Annotated in this window: 17 protein-coding genes; 7 read left to right on the top strand and 10 right to left on the bottom strand. The window is 68.9% G+C overall.

The window, feature by feature from the left end; translation table 11 throughout:
• Positions 1 to 79 precede the first annotated feature (79 nt).
• Positions 80 to 970 carry a PAC2 family protein gene (locus ORI27_RS29950; protein ID WP_266000786.1) on the top strand — a complete coding sequence of 297 codons (891 nt, stop codon included), beginning with the start codon at positions 80 to 82 and terminating at the stop codon, positions 968 to 970.
• Between the two features lies 1 nt (position 971).
• Here ORI27_RS29950 and ORI27_RS29945 read toward each other — a convergent pair whose 3' ends face one another.
• From ORI27_RS29945 to ORI27_RS29935, 3 genes are read right to left on the bottom strand one after another with little or no spacing between them, the layout of a single operon-like run.
• The gene (locus tag ORI27_RS29945; RefSeq protein WP_266000788.1) at positions 972 to 1430 is read right to left on the bottom strand and encodes a nitroreductase family deazaflavin-dependent oxidoreductase; all 459 of its coding nucleotides are present in this window, start codon (positions 1428 to 1430) and stop codon (positions 972 to 974) included.
• Positions 1427 to 2635 carry an FAD-dependent monooxygenase gene (locus tag ORI27_RS29940; RefSeq protein ID WP_266000789.1) on the bottom strand — a complete coding sequence of 403 codons (1209 nt, stop codon included), beginning with the start codon at positions 2633 to 2635 and terminating at the stop codon, positions 1427 to 1429. The genes ORI27_RS29945 and ORI27_RS29940 overlap by 4 nt, the downstream gene beginning before the upstream one ends.
• A gap of 48 nt (positions 2636 to 2683) precedes the next feature.
• A complete protein-coding gene (locus tag ORI27_RS29935) occupies positions 2684 to 3244 on the bottom strand; it encodes a TetR/AcrR family transcriptional regulator (RefSeq protein WP_266000790.1) in 561 nt (186 codons plus the stop codon).
• Between the two features lie 189 nt (positions 3245 to 3433).
• Between ORI27_RS29935 and ORI27_RS29930 the strand changes: the two genes are divergently transcribed.
• The 3 genes from ORI27_RS29930 to ORI27_RS29920 all read left to right on the top strand — a co-directional run bounded on the left by ORI27_RS29930 (position 3434) and on the right by ORI27_RS29920 (position 7352).
• Positions 3434 to 4609 (top strand): acyl-CoA dehydrogenase family protein, encoded by a 1176-nt coding sequence (locus ORI27_RS29930; protein WP_266000791.1) that lies wholly within the window; start codon positions 3434 to 3436, stop codon positions 4607 to 4609.
• Positions 4610 to 4634: 25 nt separating this feature from the next.
• Positions 4635 to 5738: an acyl-CoA dehydrogenase family protein gene (locus tag ORI27_RS29925; RefSeq protein ID WP_266000792.1), complete on the top strand. Its 1104-nt coding sequence runs from the start codon at positions 4635 to 4637 to the stop codon at positions 5736 to 5738.
• A 63-nt stretch (positions 5739 to 5801) separates the two neighbouring features.
• Positions 5802 to 7352, top strand: a complete 1551-nt coding sequence (locus tag ORI27_RS29920; protein ID WP_266000793.1) for a DUF389 domain-containing protein — start codon at positions 5802 to 5804, stop codon at positions 7350 to 7352.
• A 14-nt stretch (positions 7353 to 7366) separates the two neighbouring features.
• Here ORI27_RS29920 and mshC read toward each other — a convergent pair whose 3' ends face one another.
• The 7 genes from mshC to ORI27_RS29885 all read right to left on the bottom strand — a co-directional run bounded on the left by mshC (position 7367) and on the right by ORI27_RS29885 (position 12863).
• Positions 7367 to 8605, bottom strand: coding sequence for a cysteine--1-D-myo-inosityl 2-amino-2-deoxy-alpha-D-glucopyranoside ligase (gene mshC, locus ORI27_RS29915; protein ID WP_266000794.1), 1239 nt, complete (start codon positions 8603 to 8605; stop codon positions 7367 to 7369).
• Positions 8606 to 8705: 100 nt separating this feature from the next.
• Positions 8706 to 9467, bottom strand: coding sequence for a 3'(2'),5'-bisphosphate nucleotidase CysQ (locus ORI27_RS29910; RefSeq protein ID WP_323055694.1), 762 nt, complete (start codon positions 9465 to 9467; stop codon positions 8706 to 8708).
• A 57-nt stretch (positions 9468 to 9524) separates the two neighbouring features.
• A complete protein-coding gene (locus ORI27_RS29905) occupies positions 9525 to 10343 on the bottom strand; it encodes an SCO1664 family protein (protein ID WP_266000795.1) in 819 nt (272 codons plus the stop codon).
• Positions 10340 to 10924, bottom strand: a complete 585-nt coding sequence (locus ORI27_RS29900; RefSeq protein WP_266000796.1) for a DUF3090 domain-containing protein — start codon at positions 10922 to 10924, stop codon at positions 10340 to 10342. The genes ORI27_RS29905 and ORI27_RS29900 overlap by 4 nt, the downstream gene beginning before the upstream one ends.
• A 68-nt stretch (positions 10925 to 10992) precedes the next feature.
• Positions 10993 to 11685 (bottom strand): histidine phosphatase family protein, encoded by a 693-nt coding sequence (locus ORI27_RS29895; RefSeq protein ID WP_266000797.1) that lies wholly within the window; start codon positions 11683 to 11685, stop codon positions 10993 to 10995.
• Between the two features lie 4 nt (positions 11686 to 11689).
• On the bottom strand, positions 11690 to 12523 hold the full coding sequence (locus tag ORI27_RS29890; RefSeq protein ID WP_266000807.1) for an undecaprenyl-diphosphate phosphatase: 834 nt from the start codon (positions 12521 to 12523) through the stop codon (positions 11690 to 11692).
• Positions 12524 to 12569: 46 nt separating this feature from the next.
• Positions 12570 to 12863, bottom strand: coding sequence for a hypothetical protein (locus ORI27_RS29885; RefSeq protein ID WP_407666481.1), 294 nt, complete (start codon positions 12861 to 12863; stop codon positions 12570 to 12572).
• A 147-nt stretch (positions 12864 to 13010) separates the two neighbouring features.
• On the opposite strand from ORI27_RS29885, the gene ORI27_RS29880 reads away from it, so the two are divergent.
• The 3 genes from ORI27_RS29880 to ORI27_RS29870 are packed head-to-tail and all read left to right on the top strand — an operon-like array spanning position 13011 to position 15351.
• The gene (locus ORI27_RS29880) at positions 13011 to 14042 is read left to right on the top strand and encodes a YncE family protein (RefSeq protein ID WP_266000799.1); all 1032 of its coding nucleotides are present in this window, start codon (positions 13011 to 13013) and stop codon (positions 14040 to 14042) included.
• Positions 14039 to 14293: a DUF5703 family protein gene (locus ORI27_RS29875; RefSeq protein WP_266000800.1), complete on the top strand. Its 255-nt coding sequence runs from the start codon at positions 14039 to 14041 to the stop codon at positions 14291 to 14293. Before ORI27_RS29880 ends, ORI27_RS29875 begins: the two co-directional genes overlap by 4 nt.
• Positions 14293 to 15351 carry a quinone-dependent dihydroorotate dehydrogenase gene (locus tag ORI27_RS29870; RefSeq protein ID WP_266000801.1) on the top strand — a complete coding sequence of 353 codons (1059 nt, stop codon included), beginning with the start codon at positions 14293 to 14295 and terminating at the stop codon, positions 15349 to 15351. The genes ORI27_RS29875 and ORI27_RS29870 overlap by 1 nt, the downstream gene beginning before the upstream one ends.
• Positions 15352 to 15517 lie beyond the last annotated feature (166 nt).

Raw genomic sequence — 15517 nt, 5'->3', positions numbered from 1 at the left:
ATCGTTTGCGCCCGACACCACACCAGCGCAGTCGGTCCGACAGGGCTCATCGCGGGCGAGCAGGCCTTACGCTGAACTCGTGACCCCGTCGAACTTCAGCGGCGCGAAAGGCCCGGATCTGCCCGAACTGCAGAACACCATCATCGTCGCGGCCTTCGAAGGCTGGAACGATGCCGGCGATGCCGCCAGCGACGCTCTCGAACACCTCGACGCCATCTGGGAGGCCGAGACGATCATCGAGATCGACGACGAGGCCTACTACGACTACCAGGTAAATCGGCCGGTGATCCGGCAGGTGGACGGTGTGACGCGGGAACTGGTGTGGCCGTCGATGCGGATATCGCACTGCCGTCCGCCGGGCTCGGACCGCGACATCGTGCTCATGCACGGGGTGGAGCCCAACATGCGGTGGCGCACATTCTGCGCCGAGTTGCTCGCGATCGCCGACAAGCTGAACGCCGACACCGTCGTCATCCTCGGGGCCCTGCTGGCCGACACGCCCCACACCCGGCCCGTCCCGGTGTCGGGCGCGGCCTACTCCCCCGACTCGGCGAAGTTCTTCGGCCTGGAAGAGACCCGCTACGAGGGGCCGACGGGCATCGCCGGGGTGTTCCAGGACGCCTGCGTCGCCGCCGGCATCCCCGCGGTGACGTTCTGGGCCGCGGTTCCGCACTACGTGTCGCAGCCGCCCAATCCGAAGGCCACCGTCGCGCTGCTGCGGCGGGTCGAAGACGTGCTCGATATCGAGGTGCCGCTGGCCGACCTGCCGGCGCAGGCCGAGGAGTGGGAGCAGGCCGTCACCGAGATGACCACCGAGGACGAGGAGATCGCCGAGTATGTGGCCTCCCTCGAGCAGCGCGGCGACGCCGAGGTGGACATGAACGAGGCCCTGTCGAAGGTGGACGGCGACGCCCTGGCCGCCGAGTTCGAGCGCTACCTGCGCAGGCGCGGTCCCGGCTTCAAGGGCTGACTCAGCGCGGACGAAAGCCGAGCAACGGTAGTTCGCTGACCAGCCGCTCGCGCGCTGCCGGGGTGCCGTCGTATCGCCAGCCCACCAATTTGGACAAACCCAACCGCACCACGGGCGTGATCAGCCGGTTGCGCCGTTCGTAGTCGGCGATCACCACCTCCGCCTCGGCGGCGTCCAGCCGCCGCCAGGCCGGCACGAACGCGCGCCGACCGCTGGCCACCTCGACCGGCGGGGTGGCCTGGATATTGCGGTACCAGTCCGACGATGAGCCCCACCCGGCGACGACGTAGATCTCGTCGCCGCGCCGGCCGACGACTTCGAGCACCGTGCGGTAGCGCCGGCCGACATGGGTCAAGCACAGCATCCGGCCGGTGAGCAGCCACCCCAGCCCGTGGCCGTAGAACCACGCCGGGGCGCGGAACAATGCGTGAGTCACCCGCCCCGGGCTCCACTGGCTCATCTGACCGCCTCCCGCCACGAGTGACCGCCGGCACGCAGGCTGGCGATCAGCCCGGTGGACTTCCCCGCCAGGGCGGCCCCGACGTACCGGTTTGCCAGCGGCACCCGGGCGGCCGCCGCCAGCGCGGTGCGGCGCACCCACAGCCCGAGGGCGGACTTGGGCAGGAACCAGCGCGCAGCGTTGCGGCCACTGGCCTGTTTCTCCTCGGCCACCGGGCGCCACAACCGTTCGTAGTCGGCCAGCGCCTGTTCGATCGACGTCACCCGCTGCAGCCGGTCGGCAAGCACGTAGGCGCCGGCGATGCCCATCGACGCGCCCTGCCCGGCCAGCAGCGACACGGCGAAGCAGGCATCTCCGAGCAGCACCACCCGGCCGCTGCTCCACCGGGGCAGCTGGATCTGGGCGACCTGGTCGTAGTAGATGTCGTCGGCGGGCGGGCACCGATCGAGAGCACGGGGAGCCAACCATCCGAGATCTCGGTAGGTGTGCTGAACCGCCGAGCGGACGTCGTCCGGCAATGCGGGATCAGACTGACGATGCACCGCGAACACCGCGATGCGCCCGTCACGCAACGTGTAGAACCCCATCTGCTTGCCCACGGTGTCGGTCAAGACGAAGCGGCCGGCGGTCAGCTGCCGGATCTCCGGGTCGTCGAACACGAACGCCGCCGTGTGGAAGCCGAGGTAGCGCAGGAAATTCGACTCCTCGCCGAATGCGAGCCGTCGCACCGTCGAATGAATTCCGTCGGCGCCGACCAGAAGGTCGGCCTCGATCGGTGCGCCGTCGCCCAGGTGCACGGTCACACCGTCGCCGTGGTCGTCGAAACCGGCTACCTCGCAACCGAATCGCAGATCGACACCCGCGTCGAGGCTGTCGCGGAGGACCTTCTCCAGGTCCGGTCGCATCAAGCTGCGCAACCGGCCGCCCACCGCGTCGGCGAACTGCCGGTACGGCAATCCCGCCCGCCGGCGTCCATGCTCGTCGACCAGACTCACCTCATCGATCGGGTAGGCGACCTCGTCGATCGCCGGCACCAGGCCCATGGCTTCGGCTGCGTCGAAGCCGGGGCCGAAGAAGTCGATCATGTACCCCTGAGCCCGCGGTCCCGGCGCCCGTTCCAGCACGACCGCTTCACCGCCGGTGGCCCGGATCCTGTTGGCCAGGGCCAGCCCGGCCATTCCCGCTCCACAGATTGCGATCTTCATCTCCTGTTGTACCTCCTTGTCGTGGAGTGCTTCTCGCGTCGTTGCCGATCAGGTGACCAGCCGGCGCAGGATCATCGCGGCGGCCTGACCGTCCACCCCGCCGCCCAGTCCGCGGTGCAGCAGCACACCGTCGAGGGCTGCCAGCAGCACCGCGGCGGTCCCGTCGGGATCGGCCACCCCGCGATCCGCCAGCCGGCGGCCGAGGCTGAGCCGCAGGCCACCCAAGGCGTCGGCAATCTGCTCGCGCAGCACCTCATCGCGGGTGGCGGCCAGATATGCCTCGATGAACAACATCGACGTCGGATCGGTGCCGGAATAGGAGGCCACCGAAGCCAACATCGCCTCGACGAGATCCCCGGCACCGTGCGCACCGTCGAGGAACACGGCGAGTTCGGCGACGGCCGCGGACATACCCGTGACGACCGCCTCGCGCAGGAGTGCCTGCACCGAGGGGAAGTGGTAGTGCACGACCGACGGGGTGACGCCGGCGCGTTCAGCCAGCACGCGGGTGCTCACCGCGCTCCAGCCCCGTTCCCCGATCAGTTCGGCGGCGGCGGCAAGCAATCGCCGGCGTACCTCCTGTCCGCGCTGCGCTGCCGGGGAGTTCACCGCCGAGCACCTCCCGAGATGTATTAGGGCGATCGCCCTGTACGAACGTCCTGAGACTAGCACGCATGGCCACCCGGGGGATTCCGCCCCACGAATTCGAAGTCGTCGGGAGGTCCTGCCGACCAGTTGGTAGGGCTGCGCTAACGTTCAGTGGATACCGCCGAGTAACAACGAATCGAGGTTGCGCTCGTGAGACTGGCACTGAGTGACGCCGACGCGTCGTTCCGCGACGAGTTGCGCGAATTCTTCACCACCGAGGTTCCCGCCGAGATCCGCGAGCGGGCCCGCACCGACACCCTGCGCTACCCCGACGACATGATCGAGACCCAGCGGATCCTCAACAAGGCCGGCCTGGGAGTGCCCAACTGGCCCGTGGAGTGGGGCGGCAAGGACTGGACACCCCTGCAGCGCCAGATCTGGGCCGACGAGATGCGGTTGGCCTGTGTGCCCGAGCCGCTGGCCTTCAACGCCAGCATGGTCGGACCGGTGATCGCGCACTTCGGTTCCCAGGAGATCAAGGAACGTTTCCTGCCCCCCACCGCCAATCTCGACATCTGGTGGTGCCAGGGCTTTTCCGAGCCGGAAGCCGGCTCGGATCTGGCCTCGCTGCGAACCACCGCGATCCGCGACGGCGACGAGTACGTCATCAACGGCCAGAAGACCTGGACGACACTGGGCCAGTTCGCCGACTGGATCTTCGTGCTGGCCCGCACCAATCCCGAGGCCCCCAAGAAACAGGCCGGGATCTCATTCATCCTCGTCGAGATGTCCACACCGGGGATCACCCTGCGGCCGATCAAGCTGATCGACGGCAGCTACGAGGTCAACGAGGTGTTCTTCTCCGACGTGCGGGTGCCCGCCAACCAGCTCGTCGGCGAGGAGAACCAGGGTTGGAGCTACGCCAAGTTCCTGCTGTCCAACGAACGGACCGGCATCGCACGCATCGGTACCACCAAGCTGTGGCTCGCCGGCGTCAAGGAATACGCCGCGCAGACCAGAGTCGGCGCCGGCACTCTGCTCGATGATCAGCTGTTCGCGGCCAAGGTCGCCGAGATCGAAAACGAGTTGCTGGCACTGGAACTCACGCAGCTGCGGGTCAGCGGCGACGAGGGAACCGGCAAGCCGAACCCGGCGTCGTCGATCCTGAAGCTACGGGGCAGCCAGCTGCAGCAGGCGATCACCGAGCTGGCTGTGGAAGTGGCCGGACCCGATGCGCTGCCGTTCGACGGCGGCCCCGACATCGACTCGCCACTGTGGGCGCAGCACGCCGCTCCCAAATATCTGAACTACCGCAAGACCTCGATCTACGGCGGAAGCAATGAGGTCCAGCGCACCATCATCTCCTCGACGATCCTGGGACTGTGACATCTAATTCTGGAGAGGGCCGGCCATGAACTTCGACCTGACCGACGAACAACAACTGCTGGCCGACACCGCCCGCGAGGTGTTCTCCCGCAGCTATGACATCGAGAGCCGCAACAAGATCGCCGACTCCGAGCTCGGCTGGAGCCGCGACGTGTGGCGGCAATTGGCCGACATCGGCATCCTCGGCCTCGGCTTCGACCCTGAGGAATCCGGCCAGATCGAGATCATGGTCGTGATGACCGAGATCGGTCGTCGCCTGGCACTGGAACCGGTCGCGACCGCCGCGCTGATCCCGGGTGGCGTCATCGCCGACCTGGGCAGCGACGAACAGCGCGCACTGCTCGATGACGTCGCCTCCGGCGCACGACTGCTCGCACTGGCGCATACCGAGAAGGGTCTGCGCGGCCGGGACGAACTATCCACCCGCGCAACCCAATCCGGTGGCGACTGGACCGTCACCGGGCGCAAGAATCCCGTGCTGGCCGGCGGCAGCGCCGACGTCCTCGTCGTCACCGCCGGCCTCCCCGACGGCGGGGTCGGTGTCTTCCTGGTGGACGCCGCGGCGACCACCCGCCGTTCGTACCGGACCTTCGACGGGCAGCGCGGCGCCGAGATCGACTTCGACAGCGCCCCGGCACAACCGCTCGGCGACGGCGGTGATGTCTCCGACCGCGTCCACGCGGCGCTGATCCGCTACTCCTCCGCGCTGTGCGCCGAGGCCGTCGGCGCGATGGACGAATCGCTGCGCCTGACCACGGAGTACCTGAACACCCGCAAGCAATTCGGCGTGCCGCTCAAGACTTTTCAGACTCTGACGCAGCGGGCGGCGGACATGTACGTCTCGCTGGAGCTGGCGCGCAGCATGAACTATTACGCGGCGATGTGCATCACCGACGGCCGGCTGGATCCGGTGGTCGCCGCCAGGGCGAAGATGCAGATCGGTCGATCGGGGCGCCACATCGCCCAGGAGTCCATCCAGATGCACGGTGGGATCGGCGTGACCGCGGAATACCCGGTGGCCCACTACGCCGCGCGGCTGACGGCCATCGACCAGACCCTCGGCTCGGCGACCGATCAGCTGCGGTTCCTGAGCGCGCAGGTGGGCGCCTACGGGGTCGTCACGCTGTAGAGCACCACGATCCCAGCGCGCCGACATGGCTCGGGATGCCGGGCCCATTACGGTGAACTCGACATGACCGGATCAGGCTCTTCCGACACCGGGCTCGCGGCCGTGGGTGGCCGCCGGATGGCCCAGTGGTGGCCGCACCCGTTGCGGATCAAAGACCGCAGAACACTCATCGACGCCCTCATGGTGGTGCCGACCGGTGCGGCAGTGGCGCGATTCGCGGTGCTGATGTTCCTGTCCAGCCTGGTCGCCGCCATCGGTCTGCTACAGAATTCCGCGGCGGTCGTCATCGGCGCGATGATGATCGCACCGTTGATGTCACCCATCATGGGCGTCGCCGCCTCACTGGTCATGGGATGGGGGCGGCGACTCCTGCAGGGGCTGGCGCTGGTGTTGGTGTCGGCCATCGGGGCCGTCGGGGTGGGCTGGGCGTTCGCGACCCTGCTGGCGTCCACCGGAGTCGGGCTGCCCGCGGAAGTCGTGGCCCGGTGCAGCCCCGACATTCGTGACCTCCTGGTGGCACTCGGAGCCGGCGCCGCCGGCGCGTTCGCCACCGTTCACAAGGAGATCTCGGTAGCGCTACCCGGGGTCGCGGTCGCGGTCGCGGTGGTGCCTCCACTGGCGGCGGTGGGGGTGCTACTGGGGCGCGGTCAACCGGACCTGGCGCGGGGCGCGGCGTTGCTGTTCGTCACCAACCTGGTCGGCATCATCTTGATGGCCGCGCTCGTCTTCCTGGTGAGCGGCCTGGTCCCGCTGCGCACCTTCCGCGAACGGCGCCCGCAGATCCTGGTATCGCTGGCGGCCGCGGCAGCGGCAGCGGTCGCGGTCGCCCTCATCCTGGTCCCCCGGTTCGTCGCCCTCACCGGCCATGCCCGCGATCTCGAGACCGCGACCCAGACCATCACGAACATGCTCGGCGCCGGCAACACCCTCGGCCGGATCACCACGACCGGCGACACCGTGCGGGCCGAGATCATCGGTCCCACCCATCCACCATCGGTGCAGGACGTGGCCGCCAAACTCAGCAACGCGTTGGGCCGACCGGTCACGGTGCAGCTCGGCTGGATACCCGTCGAGACTCCCCAGGAGCAGAAACCCAAAACGCCGCCTCCGCCGCTGAGCGCGCTGGCCCCGGCGGTCGAGACGTGGTTGACCGAGCAATCCCTGACTCTCAAGGGACTGAGCTTCGAGGCCGGGACACTGGTGGTCGCGACCGCGGGGCCGCGTCCGCCGGAAAGCTCCGCCAAGCTGGCGGCCCGACTGAAAGACCTTTTCGGCCAGGAGATTCCGATCAGCCTCGGTTGGACCAGCGCCCCCGAGGCGAACGGACCCACCGACGACGAAACCGCACTCGCGGCGGCGCGCTCGACCGCCACCAGCTGGGCGGCGAGCCGCCCTGACACCGCGGTGCTCGGTGTCACCGGATCCGCCAGGGAGGTCACGGTCACCCTGATCGGGCGTGAGGCGCCCGACGTCGTCGAGTTGGAGGCCGACCTGCGGACCACCCTGCCCCAGGCGATGATCACGATTCAGTGGGTGTCCGGCGGCCTGTTGGTCAGTGCGATACCGACCCCCACGCCGACAGCCACCCCGGCACCGACAACGCCGCCGCGCTGACGCCGGCCGGAGAGCTACAGCGGAACCCCCAGTAGCGCGTCGACCGCGGCCGCGACGGCAGCGGGTGCGGCCTCGTCGTGGCCACCGTACTCCAGTGCATCGGTGACCCAGCCATCAACGGCGGCAAGCGCTTTAGGGGTGTCCAGGTCATCAGCCAGATATTGGCGCAGCCGGCCGACCACGTCGGCGGCATCCGGACCCGAGGACAGCGCCGCAGCCGCCCGCCAGCGATGCAACCGAGCCTGCGCCTCGTCGAGCACCGCATCGCTCCAGAACCGGTCGCTGCGGTAGTGCCCGGCCAGCAGTCCGAGCCGGATGGCCGCCGGGTCCACGCCCTGGCCGCGCAACCGGGACACCAGCACCAGGTTGCCGCGACTCTTGGACATCTTGTGCCCGTCCCAGCCGATCATGCCCGCGTGCACGTAGTGCCGCGCGAATCTGCGCTCCCCCGTGACGCATTCGGCGTGGGCGGCGGAGAACTCGTGGTGCGGGAAGACCAGGTCGCTACCGCCGCCCTGAACGTCGAATCCGAAGCCGATGCGGTTCAACGCGATCGCCGCGCACTCGACGTGCCAGCCGGGCCGGCCGGCGCCGAACGAGGCGGGCCAGCTGGGCTCGTCGGGACGGGCCGCCCGCCACAGCAGTGCGTCGAGCGGGTCGGCCTTGCCCGCGCGGTCCGGATCTCCGCCGCGCTCGGCGAACAGCCGCATCATCGTGTCGTGGTCGTAGCCCGACTCGTAGCCGAACTGTGTGGTGGCGTCGGCCCGGTAGTAGATGTCGGGGTACTCGTCGTCGTCCACGACGTAGGCCGCACCGGACGCCAGCATCTTCTCCACCAGCTCGACGACCTCGCCGACAGTGTCGGTGGCCGCGACGTAGTCGCGCGGCGGCAGCACCCGCAGCGCGGTCATGTCCTCTCGGAAGAGCTGGGTTTCCCGGGCGCCGAGTTCGCGCCAGTCGACGCCGTCCCGATTAGCCCGTTCGAACAGTGGGTCGTCCACGTCGGTGATGTTCTGCACGTAATGGACGCGGTGGCCGCTGTCGAGCCAGATCCGGTGGACGAGGTCGAAGGCCAGGTAGGTGGCGGCGTGGCCGAGGTGGGTCGCGTCGTAGGGCGTGATTCCGCAGACGTACATCGTCGCGGTCGGTCCCGGCGCGGTCGGGCGGACCTGGCGATCGGCGGTGTCGTAGAGGCGCAGCGCCGGCGCACGGCCGGGCAGCTGCGGGAGGTCGACGGCCGGCCAGGACTGCATGGCCTCGACTCTAGGGGGTTGGCTGTTCACTGCGCTCTCAGGTGGTGAGGGGACCGGCTGTCTCGCCATACAGTGACAACGCCGGGACCGTATCCATTCCTCAACTGGCCAACCACATGGCGTCGAGCAGCAGGTCGGCCACGTCGGCCCGGCACATGAGCAGGTCGGGAAGGTAGGGGTCGGGCCGGTTGTAGCGCAGGGGCGACCCGTCGATCCGGGTGGCATGCAGGCCGGCGGCCTGAACCACCCCCGCGGGTGCGGCCGAATCCCATTCCCACTGGCCGCCGGCGTGGATGTAGGCGTCAGCGTCACCGCGGACCACTGCCATCGCCTTCGCGCCGGCCGACCCGATCCGGATGAACTCGATGTCGAGGCGGTCACGGAGCCGCCACAACACCGCGGGCGGGCGGTTGGAGCTGGCGGTGATGCGGATGGGACCCGGATGCGGCTGCGGCGGGGCGCTCACGGTGTCCGACCGATGCACCTCCCCCATTGCCGGCAGCGCCACCGCGGCATCGGTGATCGCGCCATCGGGCCCTCCGGTTCGCTGCCACAGGGCGACGTGCACCGCCCAGTCCGTACGGCGCGGCATCGAGAACTCGCGGGTGCCGTCGAGCGGGTCGATGATCCACACCCGGTCGGCGTTGAGCCTTTTCAGGTCGTCGTACGCCTCCTCGGACAACACCGCGTCACCGGGCCGCTCGGCGCGCAGACGGCGCAGAATCAGGGCGTTGGCCCGCACATCACCGGCGTCACCCAGCGCGGGCGGAAAGTCGAAGCCGATCTCGTCACGCACCGAAAGCAGCAGCCGGCCCGCCTCCTCGGCAAGGTCGGCGGCCAGCGCCGCGTCGGTCATGCTCACCCAGCCAGTATCGCCGAATCATGATCAGTCACGTCGCTCGGCCCGCGGGTGGAGGCCTCAGAAAGCCGGCCAGGGAATCGGCCGGTGCCGATCGGGGCCCGGCATCACCGGTTCGCTCAGCAGCGACCGGACCCGCCGGCGTAGGGCGGCGACCTCGGCGGCGGTGATGTGCTCGCACAGCTCGTCGGCCAGCGGCCCGGCCAGTTGGGCGCCGAGGGCGGCCACTGATTCCAGTGTCTCGTCGTCGATCGGCTTTCCGGCCCAGCCCCACAGCACCGTGCGCAGCTTGTCCTGGACATGCAGCGAGACTCCGTGATCGACCCCGTAGACCCGGTTGTCGACCCCGGCCAGGATGTGTCCACCCTTGCGGTCAGCGTTGTTGACGATCACGTCGAAGATCGCCATCCGCCGCAGCCGTGGGTCGTCGGCGTGCACGAGCGTGACGTCGTTGCCGGCGTAGTCGTAGGCGCGCAGCACCGAAAGATAGCCCGGCGGAACCGATCCCGGTGGGCACAAATCGACCAGATCCGGCCCGGCCGGTTCACTGTCGTCGCCGTCGCCGGGCTGATCGACCCACAGCTGCAGCATGCCCGGGCCGGCTGGCCCATCACGAATAATGGTGTGCGGCACGATATTCCAGCCCAACGCGGTCGACACCAGATAGGCGCCCAGCTCGCGGCCGGCCAGTGTGCCGTCCGGGAAATCCCACAGCGGTTGTTCGCCGGCGACCGGCTTGTAGACGCAGTGCACGCTGTGTTGTGACCAGGTCGCCTCACACAGGAAGGTCGCGTTGCTCGCCGAGCGGATCCGCCCGAGGATGGTCAGTTCACCGCAGCGCAACGCCTCGCCGGCGGACACCCCGTCGGCGCCCGTCACGAGTCCAGATCGTCGTCGGTCTCGCCGAATGCGCCCCGGCGATATCCGTTGGTGCGCACACAGATGTGTCCCTCGGGATCGAGCGGCTCGTCACACAGCGGACAGGGTGGGCGGCCGGCCGAGATCACCCGGTTCGACCGGGAGGCGAACTGGCGGGCCGACTCCGGAGTGAGGAAGACCCGCACCGCGTCGGGGCCCTCCTCGGCGTCGTCGAGCACCACTGAGGCGTCGAATTCGGTGTCGGTGACCGCCAGCAGTTCGACGACGACGGTCTGCGCCTCTGAATCCCAGCCCAGGCCCATCGTGCCGACCCGGAACTCGGCGTCCACCGGAGTGATCAGGGGGCTGAGGTCTTCGACCTCGGCCTCCGGCGGCAAGGGGGTGCCGAACCGGCGATTGATCTCGACCAGCAGCGCCCCGATACGCTCGGCCAACACCGCCACCTGCTGTTTCTCCAGGATCACGGAGATCACCCGGCTATCGTGCACCGCCTGCAGGTAGAAGGTCCGGTTTCCGGGCTGCCCTACGGTCCCGGCGACGAATCGGTCGGGTGTGCGGAAGACGTGAATTGCGCGGGCCATGTTGTTTCCAAAATACCGGCTTCAAGCCGCTGAGCCGTAATCCAGCGGGTCGGGTGGAACGGGCACAGTCAGTCCGTCGATCCGCCCACGACGGCGTCGTCGGCGGTCTTGTCGCCGGCCGGCGGCGGAGGCGCGGACAGCGCCGATGCGAGTTCGGCGCCGGTGTGGTTGACATGCACCACGAAGGGCCGAATCGGCGTGTACCGGATCACACTCATCGACGCCGGGTCGGCGGTGATCCGCTGGAAACTGTCCAGGTGTGTGCCCAGCGCGTCGGCGACGACCGCCTTGATCACATCCCCGTGCGTACAAGCAATCCACAGCACATCATTGCCGTGCTCCTCGGCCAGTCGGCGGTCATGTTCACGGACGGCGGCCACCGCGCGCGCCTGCACCTGCGCCAGGCCCTCTCCGCCGGGGAACACCGCCGCGCTCGGCTGATGCTGCACCACCGACCACAGCGGCTCCTGCACCAGATCCTTCAGCGCGCGACCGGTCCACTGCCCGTAGTCGACCTCCGCGAGCCGGTCGTCGATCAGCGGTTCCAGGCCCAGCTCGGCGGCCAACGGCTCCACGGTGAGTCGGCAGCGCAGCAGCGGCGACCGGACCACCGCCTTGATCGGCAGGCCCTTCACCCGCCCCGCCAGCGCCCGGGCCTGGCCCAGCCCCTTCTCGTCGAGTTCGACACCCTCGGTCCGGCCGGCCAGCGTGTGCGCGGTGTTGGAAGTCGAGCGGCCGTGCCGCAGAAGTATGACGGTCACCGGATCACCCCGCCGCGACCACGCCCGTCGTCAACAACGCCATCACCACCAGGGCCAAGACGACCCGGTAGCCGACAAACCAGTACATGGCGTGGTGGGCGACGAAGCGCAGCAGCCAGGCGATCGCCGCGTAGCCGACGACGAACGTGATGATCACCGACACCAGCAGTTGCGCCCCGGTGGCGCTCATCCCCTCGGTCACCGGGTGGAAGGCGTCGGGCAGCGAGAACAGCCCAGAGGCCAAGACCGCCGGAATACCAAGCAGGAAGCCAAACCTCGCCGACAGCGGGCGATCGAGGCCGAGGAACAGGCCGGCACTGATCGTCGAGCCGGACCGAGACACCCCGGGAATCAGGGCCAGACACTGGGCGATGCCCACCAGCAGGCCGTCCTTCCAGGTCAGTTGCTCGACATGGCGGGTCTGCTTGCCCATGTACTCGGCGGCGGCGATCACGGCCGAGAACAGCAGCATCGCGGTGGCGATCACCCACAGATTGCGGACCTCGCCCCGGATGGCTTCCTTGAACGCCAGACCGATCACGACAATCGGCACCGTGCCGATGATGACGTACCAGCCCATGCGGTAGTCGATGTTGTTCCGGTGCGCCTTGACGAAGAGCCCGTTGAACCAGGCTTTGAGGATGCGCCAGATATCGCGGGCGAAGTAGATCACCACGGCGGCCTCGGTCCCCAGCTGGGACACCGCGGTGAACGAGGCACCCGCATCGGCCGAGAAGAAAACCCGGGACACGATCGCCAGGTGGCTCGAGGAGGAGATCGGCAGGAACTCCGTCAGGCCCTGCACGATCGACAGAACAACGACCTGCAACCACGACATCGGCGCGACATCCACGCCGCCGACCGTACTGGATGGACCTGGTAATTCAGCGCACCGGCTGGGCGGTGGCCACCGCATCGCGCACGACTGCCGCCAGGCTGCGCTCGTCGTCGACATCGAAGTCGGTGAGGCTGCGGGCGGCGGTCGCCACCACGTCCTCCTCATGTGGCACCGGCCCGACGAGGCGAGGGTGGTACACCTCGACCATCAGCTGGCCGCGGTGGACCTGGAAGGAGAAGCTACGGCCATCGCCGAGGTGACCGAATCCACTGGCGAAAACGCCAGTGGACATGTCTTCGATAGCAAACTCGCGCGTGTCGGACTCTGGAGTCACGGCCAACGTCATGAGCCAACCATAACGCCAGTTACGGCGAGAGAAAAGACAAACACGGCAAAATGTCTTCGCTGGGCGCGCCTAGAATTCCTGATCGACAGAGGGCGACATGCTCGCTCGATCTTGAACACGTCCGAGGGCTACCCGTTGCCAATGCTCCGAAACAGGGCCGGTTTGCGCAGGTCGACGGCCACGTTTTTGGTGCTCACCGTCGTCGCGGCCGGCTGTTCCTCGAACCCGCTGACCGCGCCGCCGCCGACGGTCGAGCCCGCCGCGCCCGCGGTGTCCCCGCCGGAGGCAACCCGCCCGGCGGGTGAACTGTTACCCCTGCGCGGCACGCCTCAGGCCGCGATCTTCGACGAAAGCACCCGTTCCCTGGTGGTGTTGACCCCCGGCGCCGACGCCCAGTCGCCCGCGACGCTGACGCTGTTGCCGGCCTCGGGCCAGACCCACGAACTCGCCCTGCCGGGCCCGGCAACCGCGATCTGTGGTGACGGCCTGGGCTCGGCATATCTGTCGACCCTTGGCGGCTACTTCACCGTCGACCTGGCCGCGGGCGCCGCGGCCGCGGTGTCGGTCGATGGTGAGGCCGGCACCGACTTCACCGCGATCGCCCGGCGCGCCGACGGTCGGGTGGTGCTCGGCAGCGCCGACGGCACCGCCTTCACCCTGGGCTCGCCGACCGCGGTGGCCGAGAAGGTGAAGGTCTTCGCGCGTGTCGACGCCATCGTCACCGAAGGAGACACCGCCGTTGTCCTCGACCGGGGGCAGACCTCGGTGACCACGCTGAACAGCGACGGCCGCACCCAACAGGCGTTACGCGCCGGCGAAGGGGCCACCACCCTGGCGGCCGACCCGCTGGGCCGGGTCCTGGTGGCCGACACCCGCGGCGGGCAGCTCCTGGTGTTCGGCGTCGATCCGTTGATCGAACGGCAGGCCTACCCGGTTCCGGAGGCGCCCTACGGGCTGGCCGGATCACGGAATTTGGCGTGGGTTTCTCAGACCGCGGCGAATATGGTGGTTGGTTACGATCTGACGACTGGCATTCCCGTGGAGAAGGTGCGTTACCCGACCGTGCAGCAACCGAACTCGCTGGCTTTCGACGACACGTCCGACACGCTCTACGTCGTGTCGGCAACCGGCGCCGGCGTCCAGGTGATTCGCAACGCGGCCGGTGCCCGGTGAGTGCCGCGCACCGGGGCCCGATGCCGGCCAGCTGGGAGATCGAGCTGTCCGACGACTACGAGTGGATTCCGCTGCGGCTACCGCCGGACGTCACCCGGATCAGCGCCTCGACGCGGTTGTCCATCGAGGCCGAATATCGGGGTTGGGAGCTGACCCGGGTGCGGCTGTACACCGATGGAAGCCGTCGGGTTCTCTTGCGGCGCAAGAAGTCCCGCCTCAACGGCCAGAGCGCCGACCAGCCCGGCCTGTGATGTACGCGGCGCTGCGGCGGGCATTCTTCCTGGTGCCCCCCGAACGCATCCACACGCTGGTGTTCGGCGGCCTGCGCGCCGCCACGGCCACCTCGATGACCCGCAAGGCGCTGCGCCGCCGGCTCGCCCCGCGCGACCCGGTGCTGGAAAGCACGGTGTTCGGGGTCCGCTTCCCCGGCCCGCTCGGGCTGGCGGCGGGCTTCGACAAGGACGGCCTCGGCTTGAAGACCTGGGGCGCACTGGGATTCGGCTACGCCGAGGTGGGTACCGTGACTGCCCAGCCGCAGCCGGGCAACCCCCAGCCGCGGTTGTTCCGCCTACCGCAGGACCGCGCGCTGCTCAACCGGATGGGGTTCAACAACCACGGCGCCGGAGCACTGGCGCTGCAGCTGGCCCGGCACCGGCCCGACACACCCGTCGGGGTGAACATCGGCAAGTCGAAGGTCACGCCCCCGGAACTTGCCGCCGAGGACTACCGGGCCAGCGCACGGCTGCTGGGTCCGCTGGCCGATTACCTGGTGGTCAACGTCAGCTCCCCCAACACCCCGGGGCTGCGCGACCTGCAGGCGGTTGAGTCCCTGCGGCCCATCCTGTCGGCCGTGCTGGCCGAAACGTCGACCCCGGTGCTGGTCAAGATCGCCCCCGATCTGTCCGACGAGGACGTCGACGCCGTCGCGGATCTGGCGGTGGAGCTGGGGCTGGCCGGCATCGTGGCGGCCAACACCACGATTTCGCGGGCCGGCCTGCGCACACCCGGTGTGGACGATCTCGGGCCCGGCGGAATCTCGGGGCCGCCGGTGGCGCGCCGGTCGCTGGAGATCCTGCGCCGGCTGTACCGGCGGGTCGGTGCGGATCTGGTACTGATCAGCGTGGGCGGCATCGAGACCGCCGACGACGCCTGGGAGCGCATCACCGCCGGCGCGGCGCTACTGCAGGGCTACACCGGGTTCATCTATGGCGGCGGCGCGTGGGCCAAGGAGATTCACGACGGCATCGCCGCGCGACTGCGCGCGCGCGGCTTCGGTTCGCTGACCGCGGCGGTCGGGTCGGCGGCCTAGGCCCTGGGCGAGCAGACGCAAACGTCCCATTTCTCACGGCGTGTCGGGTACGTTCGCGTCTCTCTCGAAAATTGGGTGACCCAAGCTGGGTGAGCGGTTGCTCGCTGGTGCTAGGCGGCGTTGGTGCGGGGTTCGAGAGTGACTTTGTACCCCAAGGTTTCCAGTT

This window comes from Mycobacterium pinniadriaticum (assembly GCF_026242045.1).
Lineage (GTDB): Bacteria > Actinomycetota > Actinomycetes > Mycobacteriales > Mycobacteriaceae > Mycobacterium > Mycobacterium pinniadriaticum.
This window is presented reverse-complemented; position numbering and strand designations above follow the sequence as displayed.

Bases quoted from the DNA above. Each gene is read 5' to 3' on its own strand.
- ORI27_RS29940 (WP_266000789.1), bottom strand. From the start codon at position 2,635: ATGAAGATCGCAATCTGTGGAGCGGGAATGGCCGGGCTGGCCCTGGCC.
- ORI27_RS29945 (WP_266000788.1), bottom strand. From the start codon at position 1,430: ATGAGCCAGTGGAGCCCGGGGCGGGTGACTCACGCATTGTTCCGCGCC.
- ORI27_RS29925 (WP_266000792.1), top strand. From the start codon at position 4,635: ATGAACTTCGACCTGACCGACGAACAACAACTGCTGGCCGACACCGCC.
- ORI27_RS29890 (WP_266000807.1), bottom strand. From the start codon at position 12,523: ATGTCGTGGTTGCAGGTCGTTGTTCTGTCGATCGTGCAGGGCCTGACG.
- mshC (WP_266000794.1), bottom strand. From the start codon at position 8,605: ATGCAGTCCTGGCCGGCCGTCGACCTCCCGCAGCTGCCCGGCCGTGCG.
- ORI27_RS29900 (WP_266000796.1), bottom strand. From the start codon at position 10,924: ATGGCCCGCGCAATTCACGTCTTCCGCACACCCGACCGATTCGTCGCC.
- ORI27_RS29880 (WP_266000799.1), top strand. From the start codon at position 13,011: ATGCTCCGAAACAGGGCCGGTTTGCGCAGGTCGACGGCCACGTTTTTG.
- ORI27_RS29920 (WP_266000793.1), top strand. From the start codon at position 5,802: ATGACCGGATCAGGCTCTTCCGACACCGGGCTCGCGGCCGTGGGTGGC.
- ORI27_RS29870 (WP_266000801.1), top strand. From the start codon at position 14,293: ATGTACGCGGCGCTGCGGCGGGCATTCTTCCTGGTGCCCCCCGAACGC.